The sequence below is a fragment of the Labrys sp. HAY1-8F genome, from assembly GCF_056754975.1.
Genome location: NZ_JBPGWZ010000001.1, coordinates 845146 through 868894, shown reverse-complemented (window position 1 = coordinate 868894; position 23749 = coordinate 845146). Strand labels below are relative to the sequence as shown.

The following is a 23749-nucleotide window of genomic DNA, read 5'->3' as shown; positions in this document are numbered from 1 at the left end:
TCCGCAAGAATGCCTACAGTACAACATCCCACCAGAACATCGCACAGGACCATGCCCCGTATCCCCCATTTAGGGGGCGGCGCGACGGTCAAGCTCTCGTACTGCAACATATAAAATCTGCAAGCTTGAGTTTCACTAGTCAAGCAATACTGTCGAGGGCAGAGTAATGCTTTCTTCTGAATTGTTTCGCGATTGCCCCGCCCTGCAGGATTGTGCGGTCAAGGATTCCGCTCATGTAACGCCAGGCTGCCGGGGCGATGCAGTAGCTCGCATCCAGCGCGCACTGGTCGCCATTGACGCCGCCCGGATCGATGAAGGGGAAATCAGCGAACGTCTCTACGGCGACACGACCGCGGCAGCGGTGCTCTCCTACAAGCGAGCCCGCGAGATTGTCAACTACACCTACCAGCGCACCGCCGATAATATAGTCGGAAAAATGACCATTGTGCGTCTGGACAAAGACATGCTCGATCTGCAACGCCGCCTGCCAGGTGAGAATTTCCGTAGGAATGCGCGCGTATTTTAGACACAGGTTGGGGGAAAATATGATTAAAACGAGTTTCCTGGAGACACCAATCAGCTGGTCGGACGTAACGACCAAGGTTGAGGACACTACAGTCCCGTCGAGTCAATTGGAAGTTGATCTGGAACACGTTAGTACATCGGTTAGTTTTATCAATCCGGGTAACGCGATCTTGCCGTCGATCCGCGCTGACGCCAGTATCGCCGTTGGCCAGATCAGCTTCGAGAACCTCGGCCGTGAAGACTGGTCGTTTGGTTTCGCACAGGCGCTAAAGGTACGCGAATGCGTGGTCGAGTACGCTGGCACACGCTCCAACGCGGGTTCGGTGGTGGTCTCGGCCTTCGACCTCCGCGATAGGGAGCCCGTGTTCACCGACAGTCACCAAGATACCCCTCTCGATCAGCGCCCATGGACCAGAGTGAAGGAGGAGCGGTTCACATATTTCCGCTCACGCGGAATGATCAAACTCGGGCCTGCCGCCCCCCTCGACACTCCCGGCACAGTTGACGCCCCCGGCATGCGAGTGCCCGCCGTTATCGGGAATGGCGCGACCAATGCCGACAATTTCCTGCGCCGCATATCCGACAAGCGTGAGATATGCTGCGTGCTCGCGGTCGAAGATTCCCGCATTTTCACTGAGCCGCAGATCCTCGGCCACTCGCTTTGGACCATTGATCTGTCGTTCGTCTACCGTTGGAGCAATAACGGCAAAACGTTGCTTCGCCAATTTGTTGGCGCCATTTCTCTCGGCCAGTTCAGGGAAGGACTGCCTGCCGAGGCCCGGTACCACAAAATGTTCGACAAATCTTTCGTCAACGGCGAGCCCTACAATTTCCGCGCCAGCGTGATACTTAACCGCCACATACGCGCGCTCAAGTCCGATCGCAAGGATGAGCACGCCGTACGCCTCTCCTCGGTACCTAGAGATTTCTTCCTCTAGTTGTAACGGCGTGCAATCGACGCGATGGCAGCGATATGTTCTCGACCTTGTGAGGCGTTCCGTAAAGCATCGATCAGGCCGTTGCCCATCCCTTATTCGTAGGATGTGCGGTCGGTACTGAGAGAGTAAGATCAGATATCGATACACCTATTCTAGCGCATATCAGTTGAGCTGAAAGTATTTTTCAGTCCATCGATCGCAGGGAGCCGACGTGACGCCTAAAGAATATCTGGACCGATACACCTATCTGAAGTTCTACAGCCCACTCAACAATGAGCTGATCTCGGCCGGCATCAGCATGTATGGCTCGGGCTGGGACTTCCGAAACGGCAAAGCCGGCACCGGCCAGGTGATGCAGCGCGAGCACGCGGCCTTCGCGGCGGCGCTCCGAATGGCTCACCATGGCAATGTCAACAAGCCGTGCGGGACCAAGTTCTTCTTCGACCAGCAGCCGCTTGGCCTGATCCAGCCGACCGAGGACTTCTACGCCACCACCTTCATCCAGGCCTTTGTCGGCAAGGGCAGCCCCGACGAGATCATCGATACGCTCCGCCTCGCTTATGCGATCGGCCGTGTCGGCACTGGCAAGGATGTTGCGGGACAGCCCTGCGCCCGGGCGACGGCCCAGGCCTATGCGACGGATTTCATCACGCTCGACTGCAACGGGCTGGTCGGCAACTATTATGGCGGCAGCCCCTCTGCCTCCATCGATGCCTATGCCTCGACCGCCCGGCGCCGGACCAGGATCGAGGATATCCAGCAGGGCGATGTGGTCGTCACCCATTGTGCGGCCTCACCCTATGAGCATATCGCCCTGATCGACTCCTGCACCGTCAGCGGTTCGACAGCGAACATCCAACTGGTCGAATGGGGCTGGTATGGCGGCGAGGAAGTCCACTATTCGAAGGAAGCGAAGGCCTATTCCATCATCCAGGGGCCGGAAAAGGCCTATGGTATCGGTTGGGCAGCCAGAAGCAACGTCAAGCCGGTTGATTCCTTCAGATACATATTCATGCGCCCAAATGATGAAGAGCCGCATGGATGGTCATGATCTTCCATATCGAAGACCTGGATAGTGCTTGGAATTATTCGGAAACATCGTCAAGCAGACAGCGAAAAGGAAAGCCATCATGGCTTTGACATCAGTTCGTTTCAAGAATGAACCCTCTCTGCAGCGCATCGAGGCCGGCAACGACGTTCTGTTGCGCGGCATGTCCGGCCGTCATGTCCATCTCCTGCAGATGGCCTTGATCGATCTCGGCTTCGCCATGCCGGTCTCGACCCAGAGCCAGGATTACAGCCCCGATGGGGTCTACGGCATCGAGACGGAATCGGTGGTGAAGGCGTTCCAGCGGCGCAACCCGCCTCTCGTCGACGATGGCAAGCTGGGGCAGGCGACCATCCGCGAGATCGACAAGCAGATTGGCGGATTCAAGCACCGTGTGAAAGTGCATTTCCGTTCGCTGGCCCTGAGCGACGTGCCGTTCGAGCGCATCCTGTCGAGTGCTCAGGCCGTCTACGCCCAATATGGCATCGAGATCTTCTTCGCCTCCGGCGAGTCGCTCGGCCTGACGCAGGAGGAAGAGAACCGCTTCAACGTGGTGGGTCAGAACTGCACCTGGCAGATGGATTCGGGCGAGTTCGCAGAGCTTCACGCTCTTGGAACCCCGGTTCCCGTCAGCGACGTGAAGCTGTTCTTCGTCAACAGGTTCCAGGAGAATAACGTGCTGGGCTGCGGCGGCCATGCCATCGGCAAGCCAGCCTGCGCCGTCACGCATGATTGCTCGCGTTGGGATCCGGCGCACGAGATCGGCCACGTCATGCTGACGAGTTCTTTCTCACCCGTGCATTCGGGCAGCACGCGCAACCTGATGTTCGCAACATCGAGCAACGGGCCGACGCCATTGGCGCTGACCGAAAAGCAGCTAAAGCAAATCCGCAGCTCACCGGTTTGCCGCGCGGTTTGATGCATGTGAGTGGAACGAGGGTGACGGTGTGCACGGCGCCTTCAATGGTCCGCCGCTCTGGAAGCGGTACCATGACAATATCCCTCAATGCTCCCAGGCGACGGGCGCATGGGAGGATCTGGAGCCTCTCGATCAGGAGCCGAGCCGGTGAGCGAGATATTCCTCCAAGGGGGCGATGCTATCCATGACATGGGCGAAGGCGCCATGCGACCAGTCATGAGACGGTGCAGGCCGCACAAAAGGCGCTGCCGATACGGTGGCGGGGTCGGTCCCGTGCCGACATGCCTGCAGTTGACCAACCGTGGCAAACCGGAAGCCTCGCATCTTGAGGGTGTGGATGATGTCTGGCACGGCCTCGATGGTGCTGGCATGGATATCATGCATCAAGATGACAGCACCTGCCGGTGCACCGGCGCCGATCAGCTTGGTCAGGGGCGCTTCGTCGTCCAGCCAATCGAAGGAGTCGAAGTTCCAGAAGACTATTTGGCGCCATAGGCCAGCGCCACGCAATGCGGTCTCGATACGAGCATCGATCTTACCCCAAGGTGGGCGCAGAACATCGGGCCTATGGCCCGTTTCCGCCATGATGGCTTCGTCCGTCATTTCCACTTCGGCGATGGCTTCGCCATCTGTCAGTTCGGTGAGCGCCCGGTGGTCGAATGTGTGGTTGCCAATCTCATGGCCTTCAAGAAACATGCGTCGTACCAGGCCGGGCGAGTAAGCCAGTCGTTTGCCGACCACGAAGAATGTCGCGTGCACCTTCTCACGTGCCAGAATATCGAGAAGGTGAGGTGTCAACGTCGCGTCCGGCCCGTCATCGAAGGTTAGCGCCACGCAAGGTATCAGGGCCTGTGTTTCATGCCTCTGATGACCGGCAGAGGCGGGGCGGCTCGGCAATATCCATGACAAGGCCGCGAGGAAAGTCAGCATGCCTATGCATATCCGGTGCGGGCTTTTGCCATGCCTTTGCTTCGAACTGCCCTTCCAGATACGTGACACTGCCTTGAACCTCACCAATACCAAGTCTCGACCATTCCGACACATACGAGACTTGAACACTTCACGATTTTCGACACCCAATCAAAGATCTGGCGAAAATCGTGGGACGGAACCAAGAGGCATTTTCATTGCCTCTTGGCATAGGACCTCGCAGATCGATCAAAAGGCCTTTCGAGGGAAAAAGCCACAGCCATGATTCCGTTTGTCATGGCACGGCCACAAAACATGCGCGGTCTGTGGGGTGCAGGAACCGGCCCCAGGCGTGGCAATCACGGATACGGCCATCGCGCCGTTGGCCCGATGAGAATGGCCCGGCACTATCCCGGGTTTCCGCAGGCCGATCTTGCCGACTATCGGTGAGGCTGCCGGGCATGTGGGCCCTGAAGAGGAAGGCGTCAATCCTCAAAGCCAATTCGCATTCTTGCACCGCGAGACCACATCTAGGGTTCCAAAATCCGTTGCAGCTCTACCGACATTTCAGTGGAGGCCTGGCGCAGGGCGACGACGAATTTTTCAGCCTGGACGGCGCGCTTGCTGCGTAGTGGACGCCAGACTGACAGGCTGTAGGGTACCGAAACCGTCAGGCGGCGGAACATCACGTCACGACCCGTGTAGCTGGCAGCCGTCAAGGGATTGATGACAGAAACTCCGACTCCCGCCGCTACCATTGCGCAAACACTGGCGGCCGTGGTCGTCTCCGCGGCATAGTTGCGGGCTACGCCACCAGCGAGGAAGACATGGTCAAGCTTGTGGCGATAGGGATCGTTCTGACCGAAATAGATAAAGGGCTGCCCGGAGAAATCCGTCGGCGAAAGCGCCTCATGCATTGCCAGTGCATGATTGTTCGGCAGAACGCAGACCATATCCCCTACCGGGATGGTCTCGGTCGTCGCCTCTTCGGGGCCAAATAGATTTTCGGCCAGGCCAAGATCGAAAACCTGTGTTGTCATCTCGTGGCGCAGCGAATGTTCCTCATGCGAATGGATAGAGAAATGGACAGGGGGACGGGTTTTCACAAGGAGCCGGATTGCGCGGGGAATGATGGATTCCGCATAGGCTGGAATGCTGGCGATGCGGAAATTCGCCGCGTTGCGGGTTCGGATCGCGGAAGCGGCACGGTTGATTTCGTCAAGCCCGATAAAGGAACGCAAGACGACTTCATGCAGCAGGATTGCCTGTTCGGTCGGTGTCAGCCTTTTGCCGAAACGCTGAAACAGGTCGAAGCCGATACGTTGCTCCATTTCACGGATTTCACGGCTGAGGGTCGGTTGTGAGCTACCCAGCCGCGCCGCGGCAGCGGTAACGCTCTTATTGACCATGACCGCATTGAAGATATCGATTTGGCGCAGGCTCAAATTCATGTTCCACCCCATTGTCCCCGACCGATATCTATATATCGAGAATGAATAAGGGGTGCGAATGAAGCATTTCACAATCCGGTGGCGATTTGTAATGGCTTCGCGACACGAACAGAGTGCTGTACGCCATCATGACCGATATTATTGAGATCGCTCCTCCTGCCACCACCGACAGGCCACCGCGTTGGCTCGCCCGGCGAGACGGCGCGCTGTATGGCGAAAGCGTCGCGCTGAGCGATATCGCCAGGACGGTAGGCACGCCATTTTACTGCTATTCCGCCTCGACGCTGCGACAGGCCTATGCCGAGTTGTCTGAGGCGATTGCGCCCTTGGGAGCGCGTGTCTGTTTCGCAGTCAAGGCCAACGGAAACCTGAGCGTCCTGAAGGAATTCGCCCAGCTCGGGTGCGGAATGGATATCGTTTCCGGGGGTGAGCTGACGCGAGCATTGGCTGCCGGGGTTCCTGCCTCCCGCATCATCTTCTCGGGGGTGGGCAAGACCCGTGCGGAAATCCGCCAGGCGCTGGCCGCTGGTTTGCATCAGATCAATGTCGAAAGCCCTGCCGAGCTTGAAGCCGTAGCCTCGGTCGCGTGTGAAATGGGCCTGCGTGCGCCCGTGGCGTTGCGCGTCAATCCCGACGTCGATGCCATGACCCACGCCAAGATCACGACAGCCAGAAAAGATAGCAAGTTCGGCATTGCCATCGATGACATCCCGGCCCTTTATGCCGCAGCCTCTTCTCGCGCCGAGCTGCATATGGTGGGGCTGGCCGTGCATATCGGCTCGCAAATCCTTGATCTCTCTCCCTTCCGCGACGCCTGGACTGTCATGGCTGAACTCGTGCGTGACCTGCGTTCCAGAGGCCTGTCGGTCGAGCGTTTGGATCTGGGCGGAGGGCTGGGTATCGGGGACGACGTATGCGATGGCCCCGATCTTGCTGAATATGCCGCGATCATCAAGCAGACGGTGGCTGGCCTGGGTTGCGCGCTCAATGTCGAGCCGGGCCGTTGGCTCGTCGGCAGGGCTGGGGCGCTGGTTACCGAGGTTCTCTACGTCAAGGATGGAGCGGGCGTTTCCATCGTCGTTCTGGATGCCGCGATGAATGATCTCATGCGGCCGGCATTGTACGATGCTCGCCATCCTGCACTGACGGTACACGATCCGCGGGCCGATGCGGATGCACGGCCGAGCCTTCTTGTCGGTCCAATTTGCGAAAGCTCCGATGTCTTCGGCAAATACCGGACGCTGGGGCAGATCCAGAGCGGTGACCTTGTGGTATTCGACAATGCCGGAGCCTATGGCGCTTCGATGTCTTCGACCTATAATTCACGCGATATGGTACCCGAGGTTTTGATCGACGGCGAAGTGTTCAGGCTCATCCGGCGCAGGGTCGACATTTCGGATGTCTTGGCCCATGAGCAGGCCGGGCCATGGCAGAATACCACCCAGGCAGGATAAAGTCGCCGATCGTGTCGGCGTGGTGTCTCCTGGTCGAGGGTGGTGGGGTGGTGAGCTGCCATTTCCCGCTTGTATCTTGAAGGAGGCGCGTTTGGACTTGATCGTGAAGCGCAGTGGCGAAAGCTGGCAGGCTGTCTATGCAGACCAGGTTTGGCGCGCGGCTGTCGGTCGTAGCGGCATCCACCGAGAGAAGACCGAGGGCGACGGCGTCAGCCCGGTCGGCTGCTGGCCGATCCGCCGGGTGCTTTATCGCGCCGATAAATTCCCGGCCGCCCCGGTATCCGTTTTCGAAACGACGGCCATCGATCCGCAGGACGGCTGGTGCGATGCGCCCGATCATCCCGACTATAACCGCCCGGTCCGGCTCCCGTTCGACGCCAGCCACGAAGAGATGTGGCGCCGCGATGATCTTTACGACATCGTCGTGGTTCTCGGTCAGAACGATGCGCCGGTCGTTCCCGGCGAAGGCAGTGCGATCTTCCTTCATATTGCCAGCGAGGGATACGGCCCCACCGCCGGCTGCGCCTCGATGAGGCGTGAAGATCTGCTGGCATTCCTCGCAATGGCGAGACCTGGAACGCGGCTCTGTTTCCAGGCAGACGACTGACAAAGGAGCTGGCAAATCAGCGCCAGATTGTCCGAGCCAAAGGCGCGAAGATCAATTAGACCTCGGTTCAGTCTGCGGTGCCCGAGTGTTCAGACAGGACAACCGAGATCTCGAAAACCAGGGCAAACATGCCGTGGACCAAGGCCATTTACGAGGCGATAACCAGCGTCACCTCGTTCGTGTCATCGAATATCATCGCGATCACCGAGGACGGCGCCGCGCCATGATCTTCCAGCGCGGCTTGCAGGCGGGGTGTATCGGCGATGACCTTCCTCATGCGCTGCAGCTCGTTCGGGCCTGTTTGGGCAATCTGCTGATTGACCATGACCCGCTGAGGAATCGACAGCTCGTCAAGAGTGGAGACCGTCACCGTTCTGATCTCGCCGGGAGACCGCTCGATAACGCCGTCATCGGGCGAATCCGGCGGATTGGTCGCGGGTTGGGCAAGGCTGGTGGCAATGCCGGCAGCCAGGACGATCGGTGCGAGCGTTGCGGGCAGAAGCTTGTACATGATGTCTCCTTTCCGGAAGATGGTCAGGGATCATCTTCGTCAAGTCTCGCACAAGAAGCGTTCGATCGTTTGCCCGTCAGGTGGCAATTTTGTGGATCGGAATATGTTGCGAGCGGCTCGGCATCAAGGATTCCCCACCGCGCTCGAGGCGGCTTGGTTCCAGACCACGTTCGCAACTGAACGCTGGTCGGCTCTCTAATCCGACGCGCTCTAGCCAGCCTTCTTGGCGTCCCTCAGAGCCCTTTGCAGCTTGAAGGCGAGTTCCAGCAGACGCTGCGGAATGGGTTCCCGCTCGACGCGGGCCAGAATGCGTGCCACTTCCTTGTCTGTGGGTCTGGCCTTGTCACTCTTCTGATCGTTGTCCACTGAACTGCTCATCTCGCCGTTGGTCGGGGGCAACTTGCTCGAGCCGAAGAACGTCAAGGAGCGGTTTCCTCGGTCGCCTGCCAACAGACTAAGAGGTTTGTGCGGGGAAGTCACTTGCAAAGGTCCTGTCGTATTTGCCGTCCTCGCAAGTCGCGGGGACGGACTCGATATGGCCTTGCTAACCATCCTTACCGAACAATGTTCCGGACGCAGGACGCAATCCTCGCATTACCTTCGGCATAGGGATGTGCACTGATGCAACGGTGCCGGGTGTCTCATCACGGCTGCGGCCTCTCAGGCTCAAACGCGACGCGTGCCGCTCAATCGGAGGGCCCCTTAACTTTGACGCCCTGGCCGCCAATAGTAATTTCGACGGTATTCTTGTTTTGCTCATGGTAGATGTAGCCGCCAATACCGGCAGCCGCCACGATTACGACAATCAGCAAAATGAGGGTGTTGCGGCTCATGAAATCTCCCGACGCGATCGACTACGGGACATCAACGCGTCGTTGCCCTTCACGGTTCCGCTGTGTCCAAGACCGGCGGATTGGCCTGAAATTTCGGCGGAAGAAACTCGAAGATTGTGCCGTTCAATCGAGCAGTTGGTGACCGATGGCAATGAAAGCCCGATCCATGATCTCGCAAAGCCAGGGAAGCGTATCCTGATCTCCGGGCTTGCCATCCGCCAGATCGATGGCGGCAAGCAGCGTTTGTTCGACCAGCCGGTCGGCGGCAGCCTTGCCGGGAAGATATTGGCGTGCCCTGAACCTGAGTTCGGGAAGGAAACCGGCCACGTCATTGGTCGGATCCCCGGCGAGGCCCTTGATTTCATCCTGCGTCCTGCGGCGCGCCGCAAACAGTGTTTCAAGCAAAGCGTGACGGTCGCCCGACTTGCGAACATTGTCGACATGTTTGAGATGCAAGGGGATAACGTCTTCGTCATAGCTGCTGAAGAAGACGAACGGGATCCCCAGTGCGAGCAGGCGGTCCGCGATCGGGAAGACCATCTTGCCATTGATGTTGACGTCCAGGATGGCCGCATTCGCCGAACTTACATGGCATTGCGCCGCCTCGATCGTTGATGCCGGCCCGAGGATCACAGCCCCTTTCTGCTCGAAATAGTCGGCCAGATCGCCCGCGAGAAAGATCTCGTCTTCGACGATGAGGAGACGTAGGCCGTGGAGTTGCTGCATGGGTCGTCACTTGTTTTGAGTCAATCCGGCCGAGTGCGGCTGCCGCACCCTCTGCCCTGGTGGAGTTCGCGTGAAAACGCCGTGGCCTTTTCTTTCGAGGCCGGCGCTTCGCGATTTCCACCAGTGCTTGCCTGTAACCACCCAAACTTGTGCATGTTCCATGGAGCGTTCGGAACAGTCTGAGGATCCGCCAGGAATGGCGCCGCGCCAGACCTTTACTGCCCAGACCTTTACTGTTTGGTCAGGCGAGCCATTGTTTCCAGCAATAGATGATGCTGAACGGGTTTGCCCAGAACCGGCGCGTCGGGAACTTTCTGCCGGAAGGCTTCTGGAAGCATCTTGCCCGTGCAGAATGCGATGGGAATGCCACGGGCCGCGAGCAAGTCGACGATGGGTTCGCTCGTATCCCTTCCGAGGCTGATATCCAGAACGGCGGCCGTGATGGATTGCTGATCGGTGATCTCCAGCGCGGAGGCCAAAGTCAGGCAGGGACCCGCGATCCGGGCGCCGGCGGATGCCAGCGTATCCTCGATATCGAGCGCGATGATGATTTCATCGTCGGCAACCAGGATCGTGTGGCCTGCTAGGATGCCGCCGGAGGACAGCTGGTCCTTTGTCATAGAGTACTCCTTCCGCAGGGCCAGCATGGATTCGGCCAGATTCCGGCGCACCGGTAAATGAGGCACCTCGGAAAATGACGCGGGCAGGGAACGTCGATTCCGCCTGGGCCAAACGGATCTGATCAGGCTTAGAGAAATACCGCCCGGTTCGCCATCCATGCCGGGCAGAATAATGATCGGATCTGTAGACGGGATCCTATCCCCCGCTTTCGCCCCGATCGATGCTGACGCGCAACGCCTTGATGCGGGACATGTCGGTCGTTCTCCCAATCTCTCCCGAACCGACGATGGCGATTGCCGCTTTCAGCGTCACTCGGCTTTGCCGGTCAGGCTGTCGAATTGGCCGCGCTGACGGGCCGGTTCGGATTCGGTTGCCAGGGCCTCGCCATCTTCGGGACCTTCCGGAAATTCCACGGATATGTTGACGTTTCGGCGGTCTTTGAGATCCAGCGAGGCAGCAGTGACTGCGGTTTCGAAAGCCGCTTCCGGAAGTTCGTATCCGCCGCCGCGCTGGCCATCGTGCTCGATGACCCAGCCTTCGGCGGTGCCAATGATGCGATAGGATGCGTGCGACATCGTCGGTCTCCTTGGGATCGGTTGCAAAACGGGTGAGCCGCGGGCGTCGGCCGCTCAGCCTCGACGACTTCAGGCAAACCCGAGGGTCTGCTTCAATGCCTGCTTGCCTACCGAACGACACGCGCGGAAGAGGGTTCCCCCGGCTGTGAGCCATTTTTGCCGGCCTCGGGGCAGACTTTGGTGGGGAACCTTCCCGTGTGCGATTGGTTGTCGCCAGCAACAACGGTTGCCGAGGGGATCGACGGGTTCGGGAATGAACGATCAAGCGGGCTGGCAATTTCTCAATCACGGCGGCGACATGCTGCCTTCCGTCCGCGTCGATGGCTACAATATCGGCCTGCGCGACAAGGAGGGCTTTGTCGGCGACAAGGCCAATACGGGAGCCTTTCTCGAAAAGCTTGAGGAGTTGCGCCTGCTCTACCGCAAGACGGGCAATGATCCCCTGGGTGAGGAAGCCACCGAGGAAATTAAGCGCAGGCAAATCGACGACATGCTGATCGGCGACGATCTGATCAGCGCCGCACTCGTGCACGGTGCGTTGGAGGAATTTGCCCGCTCGCTGTCGAGCGTGATCCGGCGCTTCCTGAGAACCGCCTCCTGGCGACGCACCGAACGCATCGTCATCGGCGGAGGCTTTCGGGAAAGCCGTGTGGGAAGACTGGCGATTGCAAGAACCCAGGCCCTGCTCAGCGCCGAGGAGGGCTCGGTAGAGGTGGTGCCAATCACCAATCATCCGGATGAAGCGGGGTTGATCGGCAGCCTGCATCTGCTGCCGCCCTATGTGCTGGCCAATCACGACGGCATGCTGGCGGTGGACATTGGCGGGCGCAACATCCGGGCCGGCATCGTGTTGAGCCAGGTCGACAAGCAAGCCGATCTTGGCCGGGCAAAAGTTGAAAAGCTCCTGATCTGGCGCCATGCCGATGACGAGCCGGCGCGAACGGCGGCAATCGGTCGGCTTGGGGAGATGCTGCAGGATCTGCGTTCGCGGGCGGAGAAGAACAAGATCAGCCTTACCCCGGTGATCGGTGTTGGTTGTCCGGGCGCCATCAAATCCGACGGATCCATCGCACGCGGGGGCCAGAATCTGCCGGGTTCCAATTGGGAAAGCGACAATTTCAACCTGCCGGCAGCCTTGCTCAAATTCGTGCCCAAGATCGGGGGGCAGCAAAGCCACGTCGTTCTTCACAACGACGCCGTGGTCCAGGGCCTGTCGGAGGTGCCTCGCATGGGCGACGTCAAGCGCTGGGGCATATTGACGATCGGCACGGGGCTGGGCAATGCGCGCTTCACCAACAAGAAGAAGGAGGAGGGCAAAGCCTCCATCCGCTGACGCCGCCGCGAACACAGCATCCTCAGGAGGTTGGAACCGAATTGTCTCCGGGCCGTTGGAAAACCATATATCAACGGAGTGGAGCACGATGCCCGAGAAAAAGGCGATGGAGCCCCTGGGACGCCCCAACGACAAGGGGCGGAACGAAGAGGCGGAAAAGCTCAAGCACGGCGAAACACCGAAAGACCAGACCGGTGCGCCCAAAGGCAAGAACCGCAGCAATGCCGGTGAGAACACCTCCTGAAAGGCATGAATCCGGCTAGGTTGCTGCTGGCTGCGACACTTTTTACCATGAAGCAGATCCTGCCTTTGTCAGGCGGTCGAAGACTTGGCTGGCCGGGTTTTGGAGTGTATTTATCCGAAGGGCGCCGCTATTGTGATAGTGGTATTCTACCGTGCTTCGAGGCAGGGTGGTGCATCTCATATGCCGATCGATCTCGGAGCGGGTATCGAGCAATAGTGCCGGGTCTTTGAGATAAGTAGGGCTGGGTCGGCGTTGAAAACCAAGAAGGAGGAGCTGAGTGGAAAACCGACGCTCGCTTTTGGGGCGGCGGATTCGCACGAACAAGTGCCGCTCGCGCATCGGATGCGCCAGCAAAGTTCGCTTTTCCACTTCACCGATCGGCTCTATCGCGCACGCAATCTCGATCAGATCTACAGCGCGGCCCTGGATGCCATCGATGACATGCTGGGCTGCACGCGTGCATCGATCTTGCGGTTCGATGGCGGGGGCGTCCTGCGTTTTGCGGCCTGGCGGTGGCTTTCGGAAGAATATAGGGCCGGTGTCGAGGGACATTCGCCATGGGAGCCTGGCGACGAGGAGCCGGCGCCCGTATATATAGACGACATCGCTCAGGCCGATCTGCCGCCCGACCTTGCGGCGCTGACCCGGCGTGAGGGCATTGGTGCGTTGGCCTTCATTCCGGTCATGGTCAGCCAGGGCATGGCCGGCAAATTCACCCTATATTATGAGGCACCCCATCTTTTCGCGGATGAAGAGCGCGAACTGGCGCTGATCATTGCCCGTCAACTGGGTTTTGCGATAGAGCGTCACCACGGCGACCAGACCGCCCGCCGCTTGGCCGCGCTCGTGGAATCTTCGGACGACGCGATCATATCCAAGAATCTCGAGGGGATCATCACCAGCTGGAATGCCGGGGCCGAGCATCTGTTCGGCTATGGCGTTTCCGAGGCGATCGGCCGATCGGTGATGACGCTGATTCCACCCGACCGGCATAATGAGGAGCCCGCCATACTGGCGCGCATCCGGGCAGGGGAGCGGATCGACCATTATGAGACCATCCGCCAGCGCAAGGACGGCAGCCTTGTCGATATCTCGCTGAGCGTCTCTCCGATCAAGGATGCCGATGGCATCATCATCGGTGCATCCAAGATCGCGCGCGATATCACCGAACGACGCCGGGCCCAGGAGCAGCAACAACTTCTCCTGCATGAGATGGATCACCGGGTCAAAAACCTGTTCGCCCTTGCAACCAGCATCGTCAATCTGAGCGTGGCCTCCGCCGAAACCCCGGCGATGCTCGCCTCGATCGTCGCCGATCGCTTGGGCGCGCTGTCGAGGGCGCATGCCCTGACCCTGGCTTCCGGAACCGTCGACAACGGCTTCAGGAAAACGGCGACCCTGCACGCGCTGATCGAGGCCATTCTGGCTCCCTATGTGGAAGGAGCGCAAGGTGAGCGCAAGCGGTTCACAGTTGAGGGGGTCGATTTCGAACTTGCGGAAAGCGCGGTTACGCCGGTTGCGCTTCTTCTGCATGAATTTGCTACGAATGCTGCCAAATATGGCAGCTTTTCTACATCGGCAGGCCGGGTGGAGATCGAATGCGGGCGCCGTGACGGCGATGCCATCATCGTGTGGCGCGAGCTCGGCGGGCCGAAGGTACAGCCGTCGGGCGCGGAAGGTTTCGGTAGTCGTCTCGTGCGACTGGCCGCCAGCCAGTTCGGCGGATTTTCGCGCCAATGGCACTCTGAAGGGCTGGTCATCGAATTGACGATGGATCTGAGCCGCGTCGGCGCGTGATCCTGGCCGACGTCCCGGGGCGGCGTCCTTGGGAACCTAAAGCCTTCTGTTTGGTTTTTGTTGTGCATTCGAAACATGAGGGATGCGCAATGGGAAGACTAGTCGGGGCCCTTGCCGGCCTTCTGCTTCTTGCTGGGGTGGCCAGCGCTCAGACCACCAGCACCGCTCTACCTCCACAGGGCAGCCTCAAGCTGTCGCAGATCATCGCGAAGGTCGAAGCCCGCGAGGGCTTTGCCTATATCTCGGAGGTGGAATGGAGCCAAAGCGGCTATTATGAGGTCACTTACATGACCACCGACAAGGCCAAGGTCGAATTGCATCTCGATCCCATGTCCGGCTCTACACGTTAGGACCGATACGCTCATTTGACGCGGCAATTGTATCGATGGAGCCGCAGGGCTGGCTCCTCCCGGGCGGAGGATCATCGTCGTACCGACATGGGCTATCGCCCAATCTTCCCATCCAGGCCGATCGCATGGCGGGATCGGCCTTACCAGGAAGGAGTTTGGCGCGATGGAAGAGCGGACCATTGAAGGCGAGGGGGTGAAGATCCAGACGCAGGCTTTCGGCAATCTCGACGATCCGCCTATCCTTCTGATCATGGGCGCATTCGCCTCGATGGTCTGGTGGCCCGATGACTTCGCGGAATTGCTTGCCGCGGGTGGCCGTTATGTCATCCGCTATGACAACAGGGACACCGGCCTGTCGACGGCCTATGTGCCGGGAACAGCCAAGTACACACTCGAGGACATGGCGAAGGATGCCATGGCTGTGCTCAGTGGCTACAATCTGCAGGCAGGTCATCTGGTCGGCATGTCGATGGGTGGGGTCATTGCCCAGTTGGCCGCACTCATCAGGCCGCATCGGGTCAAGACGTTGACCATCGTCAGCTCCACGCCGCTCGGCGTCGAGTGGTTGCCGCCGCCCGACGACGACTACAGGAGGCACATGGCCACGCTCGACCATCTGGATTGGAATGATCGGGATCAGGTGGCGGATTTTCTGGCCCGCGACGCCGAGGCGGTCGCAAGCAAACGCCACCCGCATGATGCCAGCGCAGCCCGGCGTCTGATCGAAAGGGATCTGGCTCGTTCGCCATCCTTTTCGAGCCTGCAGAACCATTTGGCGGCGGCGGCCCCGTCGCCCGTCCGAGCCAAAGCCGCTGATATCCAGATTCCCACCCTGGTCGTGCATGGCATGGCGGATCCGGTGTTTCCGATCGCACATGCCCATGCCATGGTGGCGGCCATCAAGGGAGCGCGCCTCGTCTCCATCGAGGGCGCCGGCCACGAACTGCATGCCGAGGACTGGCCGCAGATCGCACGGGAAATCCTGCTCCACACTTCCGTCATTCACGTTGGAAGATTGTGAGAACCGGGCCTTGTCCTCGATCCTTGTCTCGGTGGAGGAGTGTCTTCTGACTGTTCCTCGCCCAGCCGTCGCCGGGCATGCCACAAAGGGAGCACATACCACAGCCCCAGCAGCAGTGCGGCCGAGAGGCCGGCGAGCAGATTTGCAAGCTCATCTCTTTGGGCGATCTTCTGCACGACCACGTGGACGTCCGCACAGAGGCCGAGAGCCAGAAAGACGGTTGCAGCCAGGACGAGCCGACTCGCAACCTCATAAAACTCTTCGGTATCACGGCCGCGGTAGCCCAGCCGGTGGTAGGCGGCCGGGGCCATCAGCAGAATGGTGGACAACGCCACCAGCCCGAGCGCCAAGCCGTGCACGAGCTTAGCAGACGGGGGCAGGTGTTCGAAGCCCTCGGTCAGGATGATGGCCAGTTGAAAGCCCAGAAGGGCCTGTGCACCGGGCAGAACCACGCGCGCCTCGGTCAGGACGTGTTCGACCTTGGTGCCAATGGAGGTTTCCTGGGCGATCGGCATAGGTTGTTCCCGCTGTTGCCGGCATTGAAAGAGCGGCAGGCCGTACCAGGTGCCCAATGCGAGGATGGACCCGGCCAATGCTGCGGCCACGCCGGTGGCGAAGCCGGCGACACGGATCCCGGCTATGTAAAGAGCGAACCCCAGCGCCAGTGCGAATGGCAGCAAGGTTGCAACCATCGCCCATTTGACCGTTTCTTCAACCCCAGGAGCGGCGTGCCCCTTGTGGACGATGCGATGGTGCGCGCTGGGGAAGACCAGCAAGCCCAGAACCAGCACCATGAGGCCGAGCACGATGATCTCGATGGCCTTTTCGGCGGGCGTGAGATGTTCGAAGGCGTCCTGGAAAGGAGCCTGCAATTGAAAACCCAGCAGGATTTGTGCCCCGAGCATCAAGGTGCGGGATTCATCGAGAGCTGCCTTCACCCTGCCCATCTTCACCTCGTGGCCCGAACGGGCAGGCTCAACCGGCGGCGATCGCCAGGGTCAGCAGGCAAAAGGCCAGTACGGCGGCTCCAGGCTTCCAATCAAGGCCAGGGATCGCCGCGCCAACCACGGCGGCAACGATCGATAGAGCGACCTCCAGGCAAGCCAGAAGCCATAAATGGGCCACCCCTCCGACAGCGAGTGCCACGAGGCGGGAGAGCAGGAGAAAGACCACGATCAGTGTGAGCCGCACGAAGCCTTGATAGGCGTGACGATGCTCGGCGAAGTCGAAGGATTTTCTATCCGGTTGCATCATTCGTACCTCCCTCATCGACGAATGAAATCTGGGCCTTACCCGCTCCTCAGGCTGCGGGCCGGACCTCGACTGCAACCGGGGAGGCCGGCCGCGGTCCTGTTTCCTAAGCCGGATGCGGCAGGTTTGTTCCATTGACTGCGCGTTTGGAGGCTGTCTCACGCTAGGACAGCGGGGCGTGCCTGAGGTGACTTCATCGCGCTTGTACCCTTTTTGCGAGGATGGCGTGGACCTTGCGTAGGTCCTCGATGAAGGCAGAACGGGCGCGCGCAGCCATATCGGAGTCCGGGATGCGCAGCAGATAGCTGGGATGGACAGTCACGAGAATCTGGAGGCCGTCCGGCCCGGGCAGGACCTGACCGCGCTGTTTCATCACACCGACGCCACGGCCGAGCAGGGCCTGGACAGCCGTCGCACCGAGAGCCACCACCAATTCGGGCTTGATGATCTTCAACTCCCTGTCCAGCCACCATTTACAGGCCTGCACCTCGCCGGCATTGGGCCTTTCATGAATCCGGCGCTTGCCCCGGCGTTCGAATTTGAAGTGCTTGACGGCGTTGGTGAGGTAGCACGCGTCGCGATCGAGTTCTGCATCCTGGAGGCATCTGTCGAGCAACCGGCCGGCCGGCCCGACAAAAGGGCGCCCCTGCCGGTCCTCCTGATCGCCCGGCTGCTCGCCGACCAGAACCAGGCGGGTATCTTCCCGACCTTCTCCCATCACGACCTGGGTGGCATGCTTGTAAAGATCGCAGCGCTCGCAAACAGCAACCAATCGTCTGACCTCGGCGAGCGTGATGATCTCGTCCTGATCTGGGTCCAGGGTCTCTGCGCCGGTTGGAGGTCGCATGGCGGTACCCGTTCGAGCTTGCCGTAGCATCATCGATCCGGATCACCCGATCGGTGCGGGGGACGACCTTTGTCCGGTGCGCGTTTGACTCCGCCGCCAGGCTTGCTGTGGGCACGTCGTTCTTCCGGATCGGTCGGTGGTTTCACCTTGTCGAACCGATATTCCTCTCGCTCGGTGGTGTAGGGCTGGTCGCGGTCCCTGTCCGAAGGCTTCGGCTTGCGGGTCATGATGTCTTCCCTCACGCTGCGGGCATGCCGTATCAGGCATGCCCGGCTTCGTGGCGCTTGCGCGTGGCGGCTGCTTTCTTGGCGGATGCGGAGCGTGCCGCCGCTGGCCGCGAGGCGGAAGCCTCGCCTCCGAGCTTGCCGCCCTTATGGGAAGCCGGATGGGTCGTGGCTTTGCCACGCCCCGAACCGCCCGGTTTCTTGCCGCCGCCATCGTCCTTGTTGACGGTGGCCCAGGCGCGCCTTTCGGCCTCCTTCTCGGATACGCCGCGAGCCTCGTAACCCTCGGCGATATGGTCGGCCTTGCGTTCCTGCTTGTCGGTATATTTCGACTTATCTCCACGGGGCATGATGGGCCTCCTTTGTGCTGGTCCTCCAAACCAATACGGCCGTGCCAGGTTCCCGAATGGCCTCGACATGGCGAAAATCGTCGAGGAAATCGAGGAGGGCCCGCATGTCCGGACGCGAGCGATCCGATCAGACGGTCTGCTCTTTTGTGGCCAGAAGATGCAGCGCCGCTTCCGCGCGGCGGCGATAGCTGCTCGAACGGGCCTTCATGAACGCTGCGCGCAGCTTGCCGGTTTTGAAGGAGTCGAGGATGAGGGCCGGGACATAGCTCTTGCGGGCGACCGCCGGTGTGTTGACGAGATGATATGATACCTGGCGTATGACGGCGGCAATCTGCCGTTTGCGGCCTGTTATGTTAAGAGCCGGCGTCAGGGCGGCGAGTTCCTGGACGGCCCATTTGCTGGCGCCCAGCAGGCGCAGATCCTTGGCCGTGACGTCGATGCCGGAAATGTCGCGCAGATAGGCGTTGATGTCGCCAGCTTCGATGGGGTGGAGGGCGCCGTCCGCACTTACGAACTGGAACAACCTCGGCCCCGACAAGGCGCGCAGGCGGCCGAGGGCGCGGGCGAGGGCGGCATCGTCCGTCATGCAGCGTATGGGCTTGCCGCCCTTGCCGCGAAAACGCAGTTCGACCCGGCCCGCCTTGATAGTGAGATGCCGTTTGAGCAGGGTGGCGGCGCCATGGCTGCCATTGTCCCGCGCATAGGCGGTGCCACCGACCCGTATATGCGTGCTGTCGATCAGGGCGACGGCGCAGGCGATGGCCTTGTTCCGATCCAGCTTCGGAGAGGCGAGGTCGCGGCGGACAGCGGCCCGGATCCTGGGAAGCGTGCGTAGCAGCTTTACCATGTTCAAGGCCTTGCGGTTTTCCCGCCGGCGTTCCCACTCGGGATGATAGCGATATTGCAGCCGTCCCGCTTCATCCCGACCGACCGCCTGGATATGCGCCCGTTCGTCGGACGCGATGCGGACCTGAGAATAGGCCGGTGGAATGGCCAGGGCGCGAAACCGCGCCAGGGCCACCTTGTCGGCGATCCGATGGCCCTGAGCATCGAGATATGAAAACCCCCGCCCGCAACGGCGCCGGCAAAGGTCGAGTTGATTGGGCGATACGATCCTCAATCTTGGCATCGCTCCCTCCTAGAGCAACGTGCGATTTCTCCGAACCGCAGTTTTACTCTAACTCTTTGTTTCGACGCGTCTTTGCGATTCCAGGTGACCCGGTCAAATCGCAAAACGCTTTAGCAGCGGATCAACGGCGCAAAAAGGGACTGGTTCCAAACGCAGCGAACACATCAGGCTATCCGCCCAGGGAACCCCTATGGTTGTCGAGGGTTAGGGAGAGTGTGCCGAGCCATGTGTGGCGTAGTCCACGAGACGGTTGCCGCAAGGATGGCCGTGCTCAAAGGAGCGATACCATGAGATCCAAACAAGGCGGAACCGGCATGGCGCCCTATGCGGCCGAGTCTCGGCACGAAATCCGCACGCTTGGTCGCGATGGACAACGAAATGCCGAAGGGCTGCTGATGCCATCCGGTGCGGCGTTACCCCCGCACTCGTCAGGCAGGCTGCAGAGAGATCGGCTCCCAAACCAGGGAGCGTGGAAGAAGGCGGCACGAAACGCAAGCGGGCACCGCCGTCGTCCCAGTCTCGATAGAATCACAATCGACCCAACAGGAGGAGCAGGAGCAGAATGACGACGACAAGGCCGAGGCCGCCACTCGGCCAATATCCCCAGCCGGTCGAATAAGGCCATCTTGGCAGGGCACCAAGCAGTGCAAGTATAAGAATAACGAGGAGAATTGTGTAAATCATGCTAATCTCCTTTCAATCGGTGGGTAATAACTCACATGATTGAGAAATTGTTCCATGTATGTACGATAATTACTGACGGATTTCTGAAGGCATATTCAGGTATCTGGAGAATTTCTTGTGAAGATTGGCTGAAATCGACATTTCGCGGCACGCTCGCCCTGTTGCAGATGTCGACAACGGACCAGTCAGCAATCTTTCTGGTTGAGGAGGATACGATGTCCCGCCTTCGTCTTCTGGTATCTCTTGCGGGTGGGTTCGCCATCGTCAGGCTGCTCGACGAAAATCGGCGTCTGCGGGCGGAACTCGACGCCCGTATGGCCCGGGAAGTAATCTTGGACGAGAAGTCCAAGCGCGGATTGGGCGGGGAGCGCCATGCCGGGATCGAGGCGATGCGCTATCCTCCTGGGCAGTGGGATGAAGTGGATGAGGCGGCGGACGCATCCTTTCCCGCCAGCGATCCCCCCGCTTTCAATAGCCGCCGCACGACATGAATGGGCTTCAGAACATTTCGGCTCCTGGCGAGTTTGGTAGCGGTCTCGAAACAGGAGGACGACATGGATTGGAATCGCGTGGAAGGAAACTGGAAGCAGCTCAAGGGTCAGGTGAAGGAGCAATGGGGCAAGCTCACCGACGACGACCTGGATGTCATTGCGGGTCAGCGTGAGCAGCTCGAGGGCAAGCTCCAGGAGCGCTATGGTCTTACCAAGGACAAGGTCCGCTCGGAGATCGATTCCTGGTACGCCAGCCGGAACTGGCAATAAAACAAGCGCCCCGGATCACCGTTCGCGTGGTCCGGGGCGCGCTTGATTTCGGGGGAATCGCGGCCACTGCGGCGCGTAGCGCCTCAATCGGCACAATAGGTCTAACTCTTTGCTTGAATCGTAAAACGTTGGAGCCGCTCCATCAAGGTCTGGGCATCATGTGGTGCCTGCAGCTTGTCGGTATTGTCGAAGAAGACGAAAACGTCGCGCCGTCGCGATATGTCCTCGGGCTGTCCCACCAACCGGCTTTCGGCCGGTGTCCTGCCCAGGGCCCACGCCTTTACCCGTCTTGCCCAGAGATCGATCGCCTCAGCATCGTAAGCGCTGCGATAGAGTTCCTTTGATCCATGCAGCCGGCAATAGATGAATTTCGACGTGACATCCATGACAAGCGGCCAGTCGACACTGTCAGCGCAGACGAGGGCCACATCGTGCTCGCGCAGCAGTGTGATGAAATCGCTGACGAGGAAGCTTTCGTGTCGGATTTCGAGAGCATGTCGTATCGGCTGCTCTTTCGGCGTCTTCAGCCACGGTTCGGTGCGGAGTTTGTCGTCATGCTTCCTGGCGGCATGCACGGCGGCGGCGGTATCGCGAGGCAGTTGCTTCAGGAAATCCGCGAGTAGATCCGCATCGAACCGGAAACTGGGCGGCAGCTGCCACAGGATCGGCCCCAGCTTGTGCTCCAGGCGTAATACGCCGGAAGCGAGGAAATTGGCGAGCGGCGCCGAAATCTCGCGCAGCCGCTTGACGTGGGTGATGAAGCGCGGGGCCTTGACGGCGAAGACGAAATCATCGGGGGTCTGCTCGAACCATCGCGCGAAGGTCGCCGGCGTCTGCAGACGATAGAAAGTGCTGTTGACCTCTATCGTCTTGAAAACACTGCTGGCATAGGCGAGTTCGCTCCTGTGCGGCAGTCCTTCGGGATAGAATTTGCCACGCCAGGGCGGGTAGTTCCAACCCGATATGCCGATGCGGACATCTGCACGGCGCATGCCGATCTCCCCCACGCGGTCCAAACCCATTTTTGATCAAACCGGCACCGGCACATGCTGTTCCAAGTGCGCTATCCAAAGGACGAGCGGAAGCAATTGGGACGACGCGGGTGTCGAAGATGAAGGACAGCGGGCTGCAGCGACTCGACTGAAGGTGTTGAGGTTTATCGCTTAGGGGCGGAACAACCTTCGCGCTCCCTGCGTTGAATTAGCACATCACACCATCTCAGCCGCCAAAGGAAGGGGATTTTCCTTGCCGGATAATCATGTGACCGAGAACACTGAGCGGACCGACATCGTAAAGCTGATCCCTGCCTTGCGCGCTTTTGCACGCACCTTCTGTCAGGAACCCACCGATGCCGACGACCTGGTTCAGGAAACGCTTCTCAAGGCTCTCGCCAATATCGATCAATTCGAACCGGGAACCCGGTTGAAGTCCTGGCTCTTCACGATCATGCGCAACAGCTATTGCACAAAGGCCAAGAAGAGGAGCCGTGAGGTGCTGCGCGGCGACGACACGCTGTTCGACAGTGCGGTGCCGTCGGGCGAACAGGAATGGAACGTCAGGATGGGTGAAGTCGGCCGAGCGTTCCAGAACCTGCCCGACAAATACAAGGAGATCATCGCCCTCATCGTGATCCTGGGCGAATCTTATGAGAACGCGGCGCAGATCTGCGGCTGTGCCGTGGGCACGGTCAAAAGCAGGCTCAACCGGGCGAGGGCCCGCCTGACCTTTGAAATGGGCGAGGAGGATTATAGGCAAGCGAGCTAGTCACGCACGCTCGGCCTGCCGCAATATCTGCGTTCCTGGTAGAAGTCGGAGCGCCTCGCCAGCCAACCGTTACAAGCTTGTAGCGGCACCGTGTTGACAGGCCTTCTGTCGGGCGACTCCCGGGGAGCGGGCAGGGTAGCCGTCATGCATGCCTTCTCAAGGCATCACGGGAATTTCGGCTTCCTTGCAGGCTTCGAGGAAGGCGGCTCGCGCATCGTCGGGCCCCCCGATCCCGGCCAGAACATCCAGACAAGTCCGCTGCGCTTCGATGAATTTCGGCCCGACATCAGCAGACCATTCGTTCTGCAAATAATAGGATGCCTCTTCGGTGGAAGTCAGAATCCTGACGTTTCCGCTGTCGGCTCCGAACTGGACCGGGCGGCTCCAGGGTTGGGTGTCCATATCACATCTCCTGATTAACAACCCGGGTAGGGTCGGATGGTTCCGGGCGGAGCGAGCCATGACCGGTTGGCGCAGGCAGGCAGTCTCCGCGCCCTTGAGGAACGTATCGGCAGGAAAAGGGTTTGGGGCGACAAGCAGATCGAGAGAAGGAGGCTGACATGACCCCTACGATCGAAAAGGACAATGTCCAGCCGGCTCCGCGCGATGGGCGGGATACGCAAAACATTACAGCCGATACGGTCCGGCAGGGGCCAGCGGGCTGGCGGGTCCTTTATGTGCTGGTGGTGGGAACGGTTGGCGCTGCCCTGGCCTGCCTCGTTGCTTATCTGGCCTGGGCATATCTCCGATAGGATTGGGCCCTTTCGTTCCGACGCTATTGGACGGCAAGGCCGACAGCGACGGAGCGCAGGAACAATCGCACCGACGCTCGGTTTGAGGAATAGTCGCGGGTGTCGTCGCAAGGGCTCTCGTGGCG

32 protein-coding genes are annotated in these 23749 nt (G+C 60.0%); 15 read left to right on the top strand and 17 right to left on the bottom strand.

Going from position 1 to position 23749, the window contains the following annotated elements; translation table 11 throughout:
* Positions 1-166 precede the first annotated feature (166 nt).
* The 4 genes from ACR9ZN_RS04025 to ACR9ZN_RS04010 all read left to right on the top strand — a co-directional run bounded on the left by ACR9ZN_RS04025 (position 167) and on the right by ACR9ZN_RS04010 (position 3430).
* Positions 167-526: a hypothetical protein gene (locus ACR9ZN_RS04025; protein ID WP_481271429.1), complete on the top strand. Its 360-nt coding sequence runs from the start codon at positions 167-169 to the stop codon at positions 524-526.
* A gap of 19 nt (positions 527-545) precedes the next feature.
* Positions 546-1463 carry a hypothetical protein gene (locus ACR9ZN_RS04020; RefSeq protein ID WP_454817671.1) on the top strand — a complete coding sequence of 306 codons (918 nt, stop codon included), beginning with the start codon at positions 546-548 and terminating at the stop codon, positions 1461-1463.
* A gap of 211 nt (positions 1464-1674) precedes the next feature.
* Positions 1675-2514 (top strand): hypothetical protein, encoded by an 840-nt coding sequence (locus ACR9ZN_RS04015; protein WP_481271428.1) that lies wholly within the window; start codon positions 1675-1677, stop codon positions 2512-2514.
* 79 nt (positions 2515-2593) lie between these two features.
* A complete protein-coding gene (locus ACR9ZN_RS04010) occupies positions 2594-3430 on the top strand; it encodes a peptidoglycan-binding domain-containing protein (protein WP_434960599.1) in 837 nt (278 codons plus the stop codon).
* Between the two features lie 132 nt (positions 3431-3562).
* Here ACR9ZN_RS04010 and ACR9ZN_RS04005 read toward each other — a convergent pair whose 3' ends face one another.
* Both ACR9ZN_RS04005 and ACR9ZN_RS04000 read right to left on the bottom strand, forming a co-directional pair.
* A complete protein-coding gene (locus ACR9ZN_RS04005; RefSeq protein ID WP_481271950.1) occupies positions 3563-4444 on the bottom strand; it encodes a polysaccharide deacetylase family protein in 882 nt (293 codons plus the stop codon).
* Positions 4445-4869: 425 nt separating this feature from the next.
* The gene (locus ACR9ZN_RS04000; RefSeq protein ID WP_481271427.1) at positions 4870-5790 is read right to left on the bottom strand and encodes a LysR family transcriptional regulator; all 921 of its coding nucleotides are present in this window, start codon (positions 5788-5790) and stop codon (positions 4870-4872) included.
* A gap of 128 nt (positions 5791-5918) precedes the next feature.
* Between ACR9ZN_RS04000 and lysA the strand changes: the two genes are divergently transcribed.
* Together lysA and ACR9ZN_RS03990 are read left to right on the top strand one after the other, a co-directional pair.
* Entirely contained in the window at positions 5919-7244 is a 1326-nt protein-coding gene (gene lysA, locus ACR9ZN_RS03995) for a diaminopimelate decarboxylase (RefSeq protein WP_481271426.1), read from the top strand.
* Positions 7245-7335: 91 nt separating this feature from the next.
* The gene (locus tag ACR9ZN_RS03990; protein WP_481271425.1) at positions 7336-7851 is read left to right on the top strand and encodes a L,D-transpeptidase family protein; all 516 of its coding nucleotides are present in this window, start codon (positions 7336-7338) and stop codon (positions 7849-7851) included.
* Between the two features lie 148 nt (positions 7852-7999).
* Here the strand turns inward: ACR9ZN_RS03990 and ACR9ZN_RS03985 are convergent, their stop codons facing one another.
* From ACR9ZN_RS03985 to ACR9ZN_RS03960, 6 genes are all read right to left on the bottom strand, one after another.
* Positions 8000-8362, bottom strand: coding sequence for a hypothetical protein (locus ACR9ZN_RS03985; protein WP_454817684.1), 363 nt, complete (start codon positions 8360-8362; stop codon positions 8000-8002).
* 210 nt (positions 8363-8572) lie between these two features.
* Positions 8573-8785 (bottom strand): hypothetical protein, encoded by a 213-nt coding sequence (locus ACR9ZN_RS03980; RefSeq protein WP_454817686.1) that lies wholly within the window; start codon positions 8783-8785, stop codon positions 8573-8575.
* 263 nt (positions 8786-9048) lie between these two features.
* Positions 9049-9195 carry a hypothetical protein gene (locus tag ACR9ZN_RS03975; protein WP_454817688.1) on the bottom strand — a complete coding sequence of 49 codons (147 nt, stop codon included), beginning with the start codon at positions 9193-9195 and terminating at the stop codon, positions 9049-9051.
* A 123-nt stretch (positions 9196-9318) separates the two neighbouring features.
* Positions 9319-9921 (bottom strand): response regulator, encoded by a 603-nt coding sequence (locus ACR9ZN_RS03970; protein ID WP_481271424.1) that lies wholly within the window; start codon positions 9919-9921, stop codon positions 9319-9321.
* A gap of 230 nt (positions 9922-10151) precedes the next feature.
* On the bottom strand, positions 10152-10568 hold the full coding sequence (locus ACR9ZN_RS03965) for a response regulator (protein ID WP_454817692.1): 417 nt from the start codon (positions 10566-10568) through the stop codon (positions 10152-10154).
* A gap of 282 nt (positions 10569-10850) precedes the next feature.
* Positions 10851-11117 (bottom strand): hypothetical protein, encoded by a 267-nt coding sequence (locus ACR9ZN_RS03960; protein WP_454817694.1) that lies wholly within the window; start codon positions 11115-11117, stop codon positions 10851-10853.
* Between the two features lie 253 nt (positions 11118-11370).
* Here ACR9ZN_RS03960 and ACR9ZN_RS03955 point away from each other — a divergent pair, with 253 nt between their 5' ends.
* The 5 genes from ACR9ZN_RS03955 to ACR9ZN_RS03935 all read left to right on the top strand — a co-directional run bounded on the left by ACR9ZN_RS03955 (position 11371) and on the right by ACR9ZN_RS03935 (position 15862).
* The gene (locus tag ACR9ZN_RS03955; RefSeq protein WP_454817696.1) at positions 11371-12450 is read left to right on the top strand and encodes an ROK family protein; all 1080 of its coding nucleotides are present in this window, start codon (positions 11371-11373) and stop codon (positions 12448-12450) included.
* Between the two features lie 88 nt (positions 12451-12538).
* On the top strand, positions 12539-12694 hold the full coding sequence (locus ACR9ZN_RS03950; protein WP_434960611.1) for a hypothetical protein: 156 nt from the start codon (positions 12539-12541) through the stop codon (positions 12692-12694).
* Between the two features lie 342 nt (positions 12695-13036).
* Positions 13037-14491 (top strand): PAS domain S-box protein, encoded by a 1455-nt coding sequence (locus ACR9ZN_RS03945; RefSeq protein WP_481271423.1) that lies wholly within the window; start codon positions 13037-13039, stop codon positions 14489-14491.
* 89 nt (positions 14492-14580) lie between these two features.
* The gene (locus ACR9ZN_RS03940; RefSeq protein ID WP_434960613.1) at positions 14581-14841 is read left to right on the top strand and encodes a PepSY domain-containing protein; all 261 of its coding nucleotides are present in this window, start codon (positions 14581-14583) and stop codon (positions 14839-14841) included.
* A 163-nt stretch (positions 14842-15004) separates the two neighbouring features.
* On the top strand, positions 15005-15862 hold the full coding sequence (locus ACR9ZN_RS03935; RefSeq protein WP_481271422.1) for an alpha/beta fold hydrolase: 858 nt from the start codon (positions 15005-15007) through the stop codon (positions 15860-15862).
* Here the strand turns inward: ACR9ZN_RS03935 and ACR9ZN_RS03930 are convergent.
* From ACR9ZN_RS03930 to ACR9ZN_RS03900, 7 genes are all read right to left on the bottom strand, one after another.
* Complete coding sequence (locus tag ACR9ZN_RS03930) at positions 15844-16809, bottom strand: DUF6328 family protein (protein WP_481271421.1); 966 nt, start codon at positions 16807-16809, stop codon at positions 15844-15846. The genes ACR9ZN_RS03935 and ACR9ZN_RS03930 overlap by 19 nt on opposite strands.
* 28 nt (positions 16810-16837) lie before the next feature.
* The gene (locus ACR9ZN_RS03925; RefSeq protein WP_481271420.1) at positions 16838-17116 is read right to left on the bottom strand and encodes an aa3-type cytochrome c oxidase subunit IV; all 279 of its coding nucleotides are present in this window, start codon (positions 17114-17116) and stop codon (positions 16838-16840) included.
* 190 nt (positions 17117-17306) lie between these two features.
* Positions 17307-17990, bottom strand: coding sequence for a UdgX family uracil-DNA binding protein (locus tag ACR9ZN_RS03920; protein WP_454819300.1), 684 nt, complete (start codon positions 17988-17990; stop codon positions 17307-17309).
* Positions 17990-18187 carry a hypothetical protein gene (locus ACR9ZN_RS03915; RefSeq protein ID WP_454817705.1) on the bottom strand — a complete coding sequence of 66 codons (198 nt, stop codon included), beginning with the start codon at positions 18185-18187 and terminating at the stop codon, positions 17990-17992. Before ACR9ZN_RS03915 ends, ACR9ZN_RS03920 begins: the two co-directional genes overlap by 1 nt.
* 32 nt (positions 18188-18219) lie before the next feature.
* Complete coding sequence (locus ACR9ZN_RS03910) at positions 18220-18534, bottom strand: plasmid stabilization protein (protein WP_434960619.1); 315 nt, start codon at positions 18532-18534, stop codon at positions 18220-18222.
* A 127-nt stretch (positions 18535-18661) separates the two neighbouring features.
* Complete coding sequence (locus ACR9ZN_RS03905) at positions 18662-19663, bottom strand: DNA topoisomerase IB (RefSeq protein WP_481271419.1); 1002 nt, start codon at positions 19661-19663, stop codon at positions 18662-18664.
* A 528-nt stretch (positions 19664-20191) separates the two neighbouring features.
* Positions 20192-20347, bottom strand: coding sequence for a DUF3309 family protein (locus tag ACR9ZN_RS03900; RefSeq protein WP_434960621.1), 156 nt, complete (start codon positions 20345-20347; stop codon positions 20192-20194).
* A gap of 35 nt (positions 20348-20382) precedes the next feature.
* Here ACR9ZN_RS03900 and ACR9ZN_RS03895 point away from each other — a divergent pair, with 35 nt between their 5' ends.
* Both ACR9ZN_RS03895 and ACR9ZN_RS03890 read left to right on the top strand, forming a co-directional pair.
* Positions 20383-20838: a hypothetical protein gene (locus ACR9ZN_RS03895; protein ID WP_481271418.1), complete on the top strand. Its 456-nt coding sequence runs from the start codon at positions 20383-20385 to the stop codon at positions 20836-20838.
* Between the two features lie 63 nt (positions 20839-20901).
* The gene (locus ACR9ZN_RS03890) at positions 20902-21108 is read left to right on the top strand and encodes a CsbD family protein (RefSeq protein ID WP_434960623.1); all 207 of its coding nucleotides are present in this window, start codon (positions 20902-20904) and stop codon (positions 21106-21108) included.
* A 101-nt stretch (positions 21109-21209) separates the two neighbouring features.
* Here ACR9ZN_RS03890 and ACR9ZN_RS03885 read toward each other — a convergent pair whose 3' ends face one another.
* Complete coding sequence (locus ACR9ZN_RS03885) at positions 21210-22100, bottom strand: DUF72 domain-containing protein (protein WP_481271417.1); 891 nt, start codon at positions 22098-22100, stop codon at positions 21210-21212.
* 268 nt (positions 22101-22368) lie between these two features.
* Between ACR9ZN_RS03885 and ACR9ZN_RS03880 the strand changes: the two genes are divergently transcribed.
* On the top strand, positions 22369-22872 hold the full coding sequence (locus ACR9ZN_RS03880; protein ID WP_434960625.1) for a sigma-70 family RNA polymerase sigma factor: 504 nt from the start codon (positions 22369-22371) through the stop codon (positions 22870-22872).
* A 156-nt stretch (positions 22873-23028) separates the two neighbouring features.
* On the opposite strand, the gene ACR9ZN_RS03875 is transcribed toward ACR9ZN_RS03880, so the two are convergent.
* A complete protein-coding gene (locus tag ACR9ZN_RS03875) occupies positions 23029-23274 on the bottom strand; it encodes a DUF982 domain-containing protein (protein WP_454817714.1) in 246 nt (81 codons plus the stop codon).
* Between the two features lie 158 nt (positions 23275-23432).
* Here ACR9ZN_RS03875 and ACR9ZN_RS03870 point away from each other — a divergent pair, with 158 nt between their 5' ends.
* Complete coding sequence (locus ACR9ZN_RS03870) at positions 23433-23624, top strand: hypothetical protein (protein WP_434960627.1); 192 nt, start codon at positions 23433-23435, stop codon at positions 23622-23624.
* Positions 23625-23749 lie beyond the last annotated feature (125 nt).

Excerpts from the sequence above, each read along its gene's own strand:
- ACR9ZN_RS03885 (WP_481271417.1), bottom strand. The coding sequence starts at position 22,100 with ATGCGCCGTGCAGATGTCCGCATCGGCATATCGGGTTGGAACTACCCG.
- ACR9ZN_RS03920 (WP_454819300.1), bottom strand. The coding sequence starts at position 17,990 with ATGCTACGGCAAGCTCGAACGGGTACCGCCATGCGACCTCCAACCGGC.
- ACR9ZN_RS03910 (WP_434960619.1), bottom strand. The coding sequence starts at position 18,534 with ATGCCCCGTGGAGATAAGTCGAAATATACCGACAAGCAGGAACGCAAG.
- ACR9ZN_RS03905 (WP_481271419.1), bottom strand. The coding sequence starts at position 19,663 with ATGCCAAGATTGAGGATCGTATCGCCCAATCAACTCGACCTTTGCCGG.
- ACR9ZN_RS03935 (WP_481271422.1), top strand. The coding sequence starts at position 15,005 with ATGGAAGAGCGGACCATTGAAGGCGAGGGGGTGAAGATCCAGACGCAG.
- ACR9ZN_RS03900 (WP_434960621.1), bottom strand. The coding sequence starts at position 20,347 with ATGATTTACACAATTCTCCTCGTTATTCTTATACTTGCACTGCTTGGT.
- ACR9ZN_RS03945 (WP_481271423.1), top strand. The coding sequence starts at position 13,037 with ATGCGCCAGCAAAGTTCGCTTTTCCACTTCACCGATCGGCTCTATCGC.
- ACR9ZN_RS03940 (WP_434960613.1), top strand. The coding sequence starts at position 14,581 with ATGGGAAGACTAGTCGGGGCCCTTGCCGGCCTTCTGCTTCTTGCTGGG.
- ACR9ZN_RS04025 (WP_481271429.1), top strand. The coding sequence starts at position 167 with ATGCTTTCTTCTGAATTGTTTCGCGATTGCCCCGCCCTGCAGGATTGT.
- lysA (WP_481271426.1), top strand. The coding sequence starts at position 5,919 with ATGACCGATATTATTGAGATCGCTCCTCCTGCCACCACCGACAGGCCA.
- ACR9ZN_RS03875 (WP_454817714.1), bottom strand. The coding sequence starts at position 23,274 with ATGGACACCCAACCCTGGAGCCGCCCGGTCCAGTTCGGAGCCGACAGC.
- ACR9ZN_RS04010 (WP_434960599.1), top strand. The coding sequence starts at position 2,594 with ATGGCTTTGACATCAGTTCGTTTCAAGAATGAACCCTCTCTGCAGCGC.
- ACR9ZN_RS03960 (WP_454817694.1), bottom strand. The coding sequence starts at position 11,117 with ATGTCGCACGCATCCTATCGCATCATTGGCACCGCCGAAGGCTGGGTC.
- ACR9ZN_RS03965 (WP_454817692.1), bottom strand. The coding sequence starts at position 10,568 with ATGCTGGCCCTGCGGAAGGAGTACTCTATGACAAAGGACCAGCTGTCC.
- ACR9ZN_RS03930 (WP_481271421.1), bottom strand. The coding sequence starts at position 16,809 with ATGGGCAGGGTGAAGGCAGCTCTCGATGAATCCCGCACCTTGATGCTC.
- ACR9ZN_RS03970 (WP_481271424.1), bottom strand. The coding sequence starts at position 9,921 with ATGCAGCAACTCCACGGCCTACGTCTCCTCATCGTCGAAGACGAGATC.
- ACR9ZN_RS03915 (WP_454817705.1), bottom strand. The coding sequence starts at position 18,187 with ATGACCCGCAAGCCGAAGCCTTCGGACAGGGACCGCGACCAGCCCTAC.
- ACR9ZN_RS03950 (WP_434960611.1), top strand. The coding sequence starts at position 12,539 with ATGCCCGAGAAAAAGGCGATGGAGCCCCTGGGACGCCCCAACGACAAG.
- ACR9ZN_RS03890 (WP_434960623.1), top strand. The coding sequence starts at position 20,902 with ATGGATTGGAATCGCGTGGAAGGAAACTGGAAGCAGCTCAAGGGTCAG.
- ACR9ZN_RS03870 (WP_434960627.1), top strand. The coding sequence starts at position 23,433 with ATGACCCCTACGATCGAAAAGGACAATGTCCAGCCGGCTCCGCGCGAT.
- ACR9ZN_RS03925 (WP_481271420.1), bottom strand. The coding sequence starts at position 17,116 with ATGATGCAACCGGATAGAAAATCCTTCGACTTCGCCGAGCATCGTCAC.
- ACR9ZN_RS03975 (WP_454817688.1), bottom strand. The coding sequence starts at position 9,195 with ATGAGCCGCAACACCCTCATTTTGCTGATTGTCGTAATCGTGGCGGCT.
- ACR9ZN_RS03955 (WP_454817696.1), top strand. The coding sequence starts at position 11,371 with ATGAACGATCAAGCGGGCTGGCAATTTCTCAATCACGGCGGCGACATG.
- ACR9ZN_RS04000 (WP_481271427.1), bottom strand. The coding sequence starts at position 5,790 with ATGAATTTGAGCCTGCGCCAAATCGATATCTTCAATGCGGTCATGGTC.
- ACR9ZN_RS03895 (WP_481271418.1), top strand. The coding sequence starts at position 20,383 with ATGATTGAGAAATTGTTCCATGTATGTACGATAATTACTGACGGATTT.
- ACR9ZN_RS03985 (WP_454817684.1), bottom strand. The coding sequence starts at position 8,362 with ATGTACAAGCTTCTGCCCGCAACGCTCGCACCGATCGTCCTGGCTGCC.
- ACR9ZN_RS04020 (WP_454817671.1), top strand. The coding sequence starts at position 546 with ATGATTAAAACGAGTTTCCTGGAGACACCAATCAGCTGGTCGGACGTA.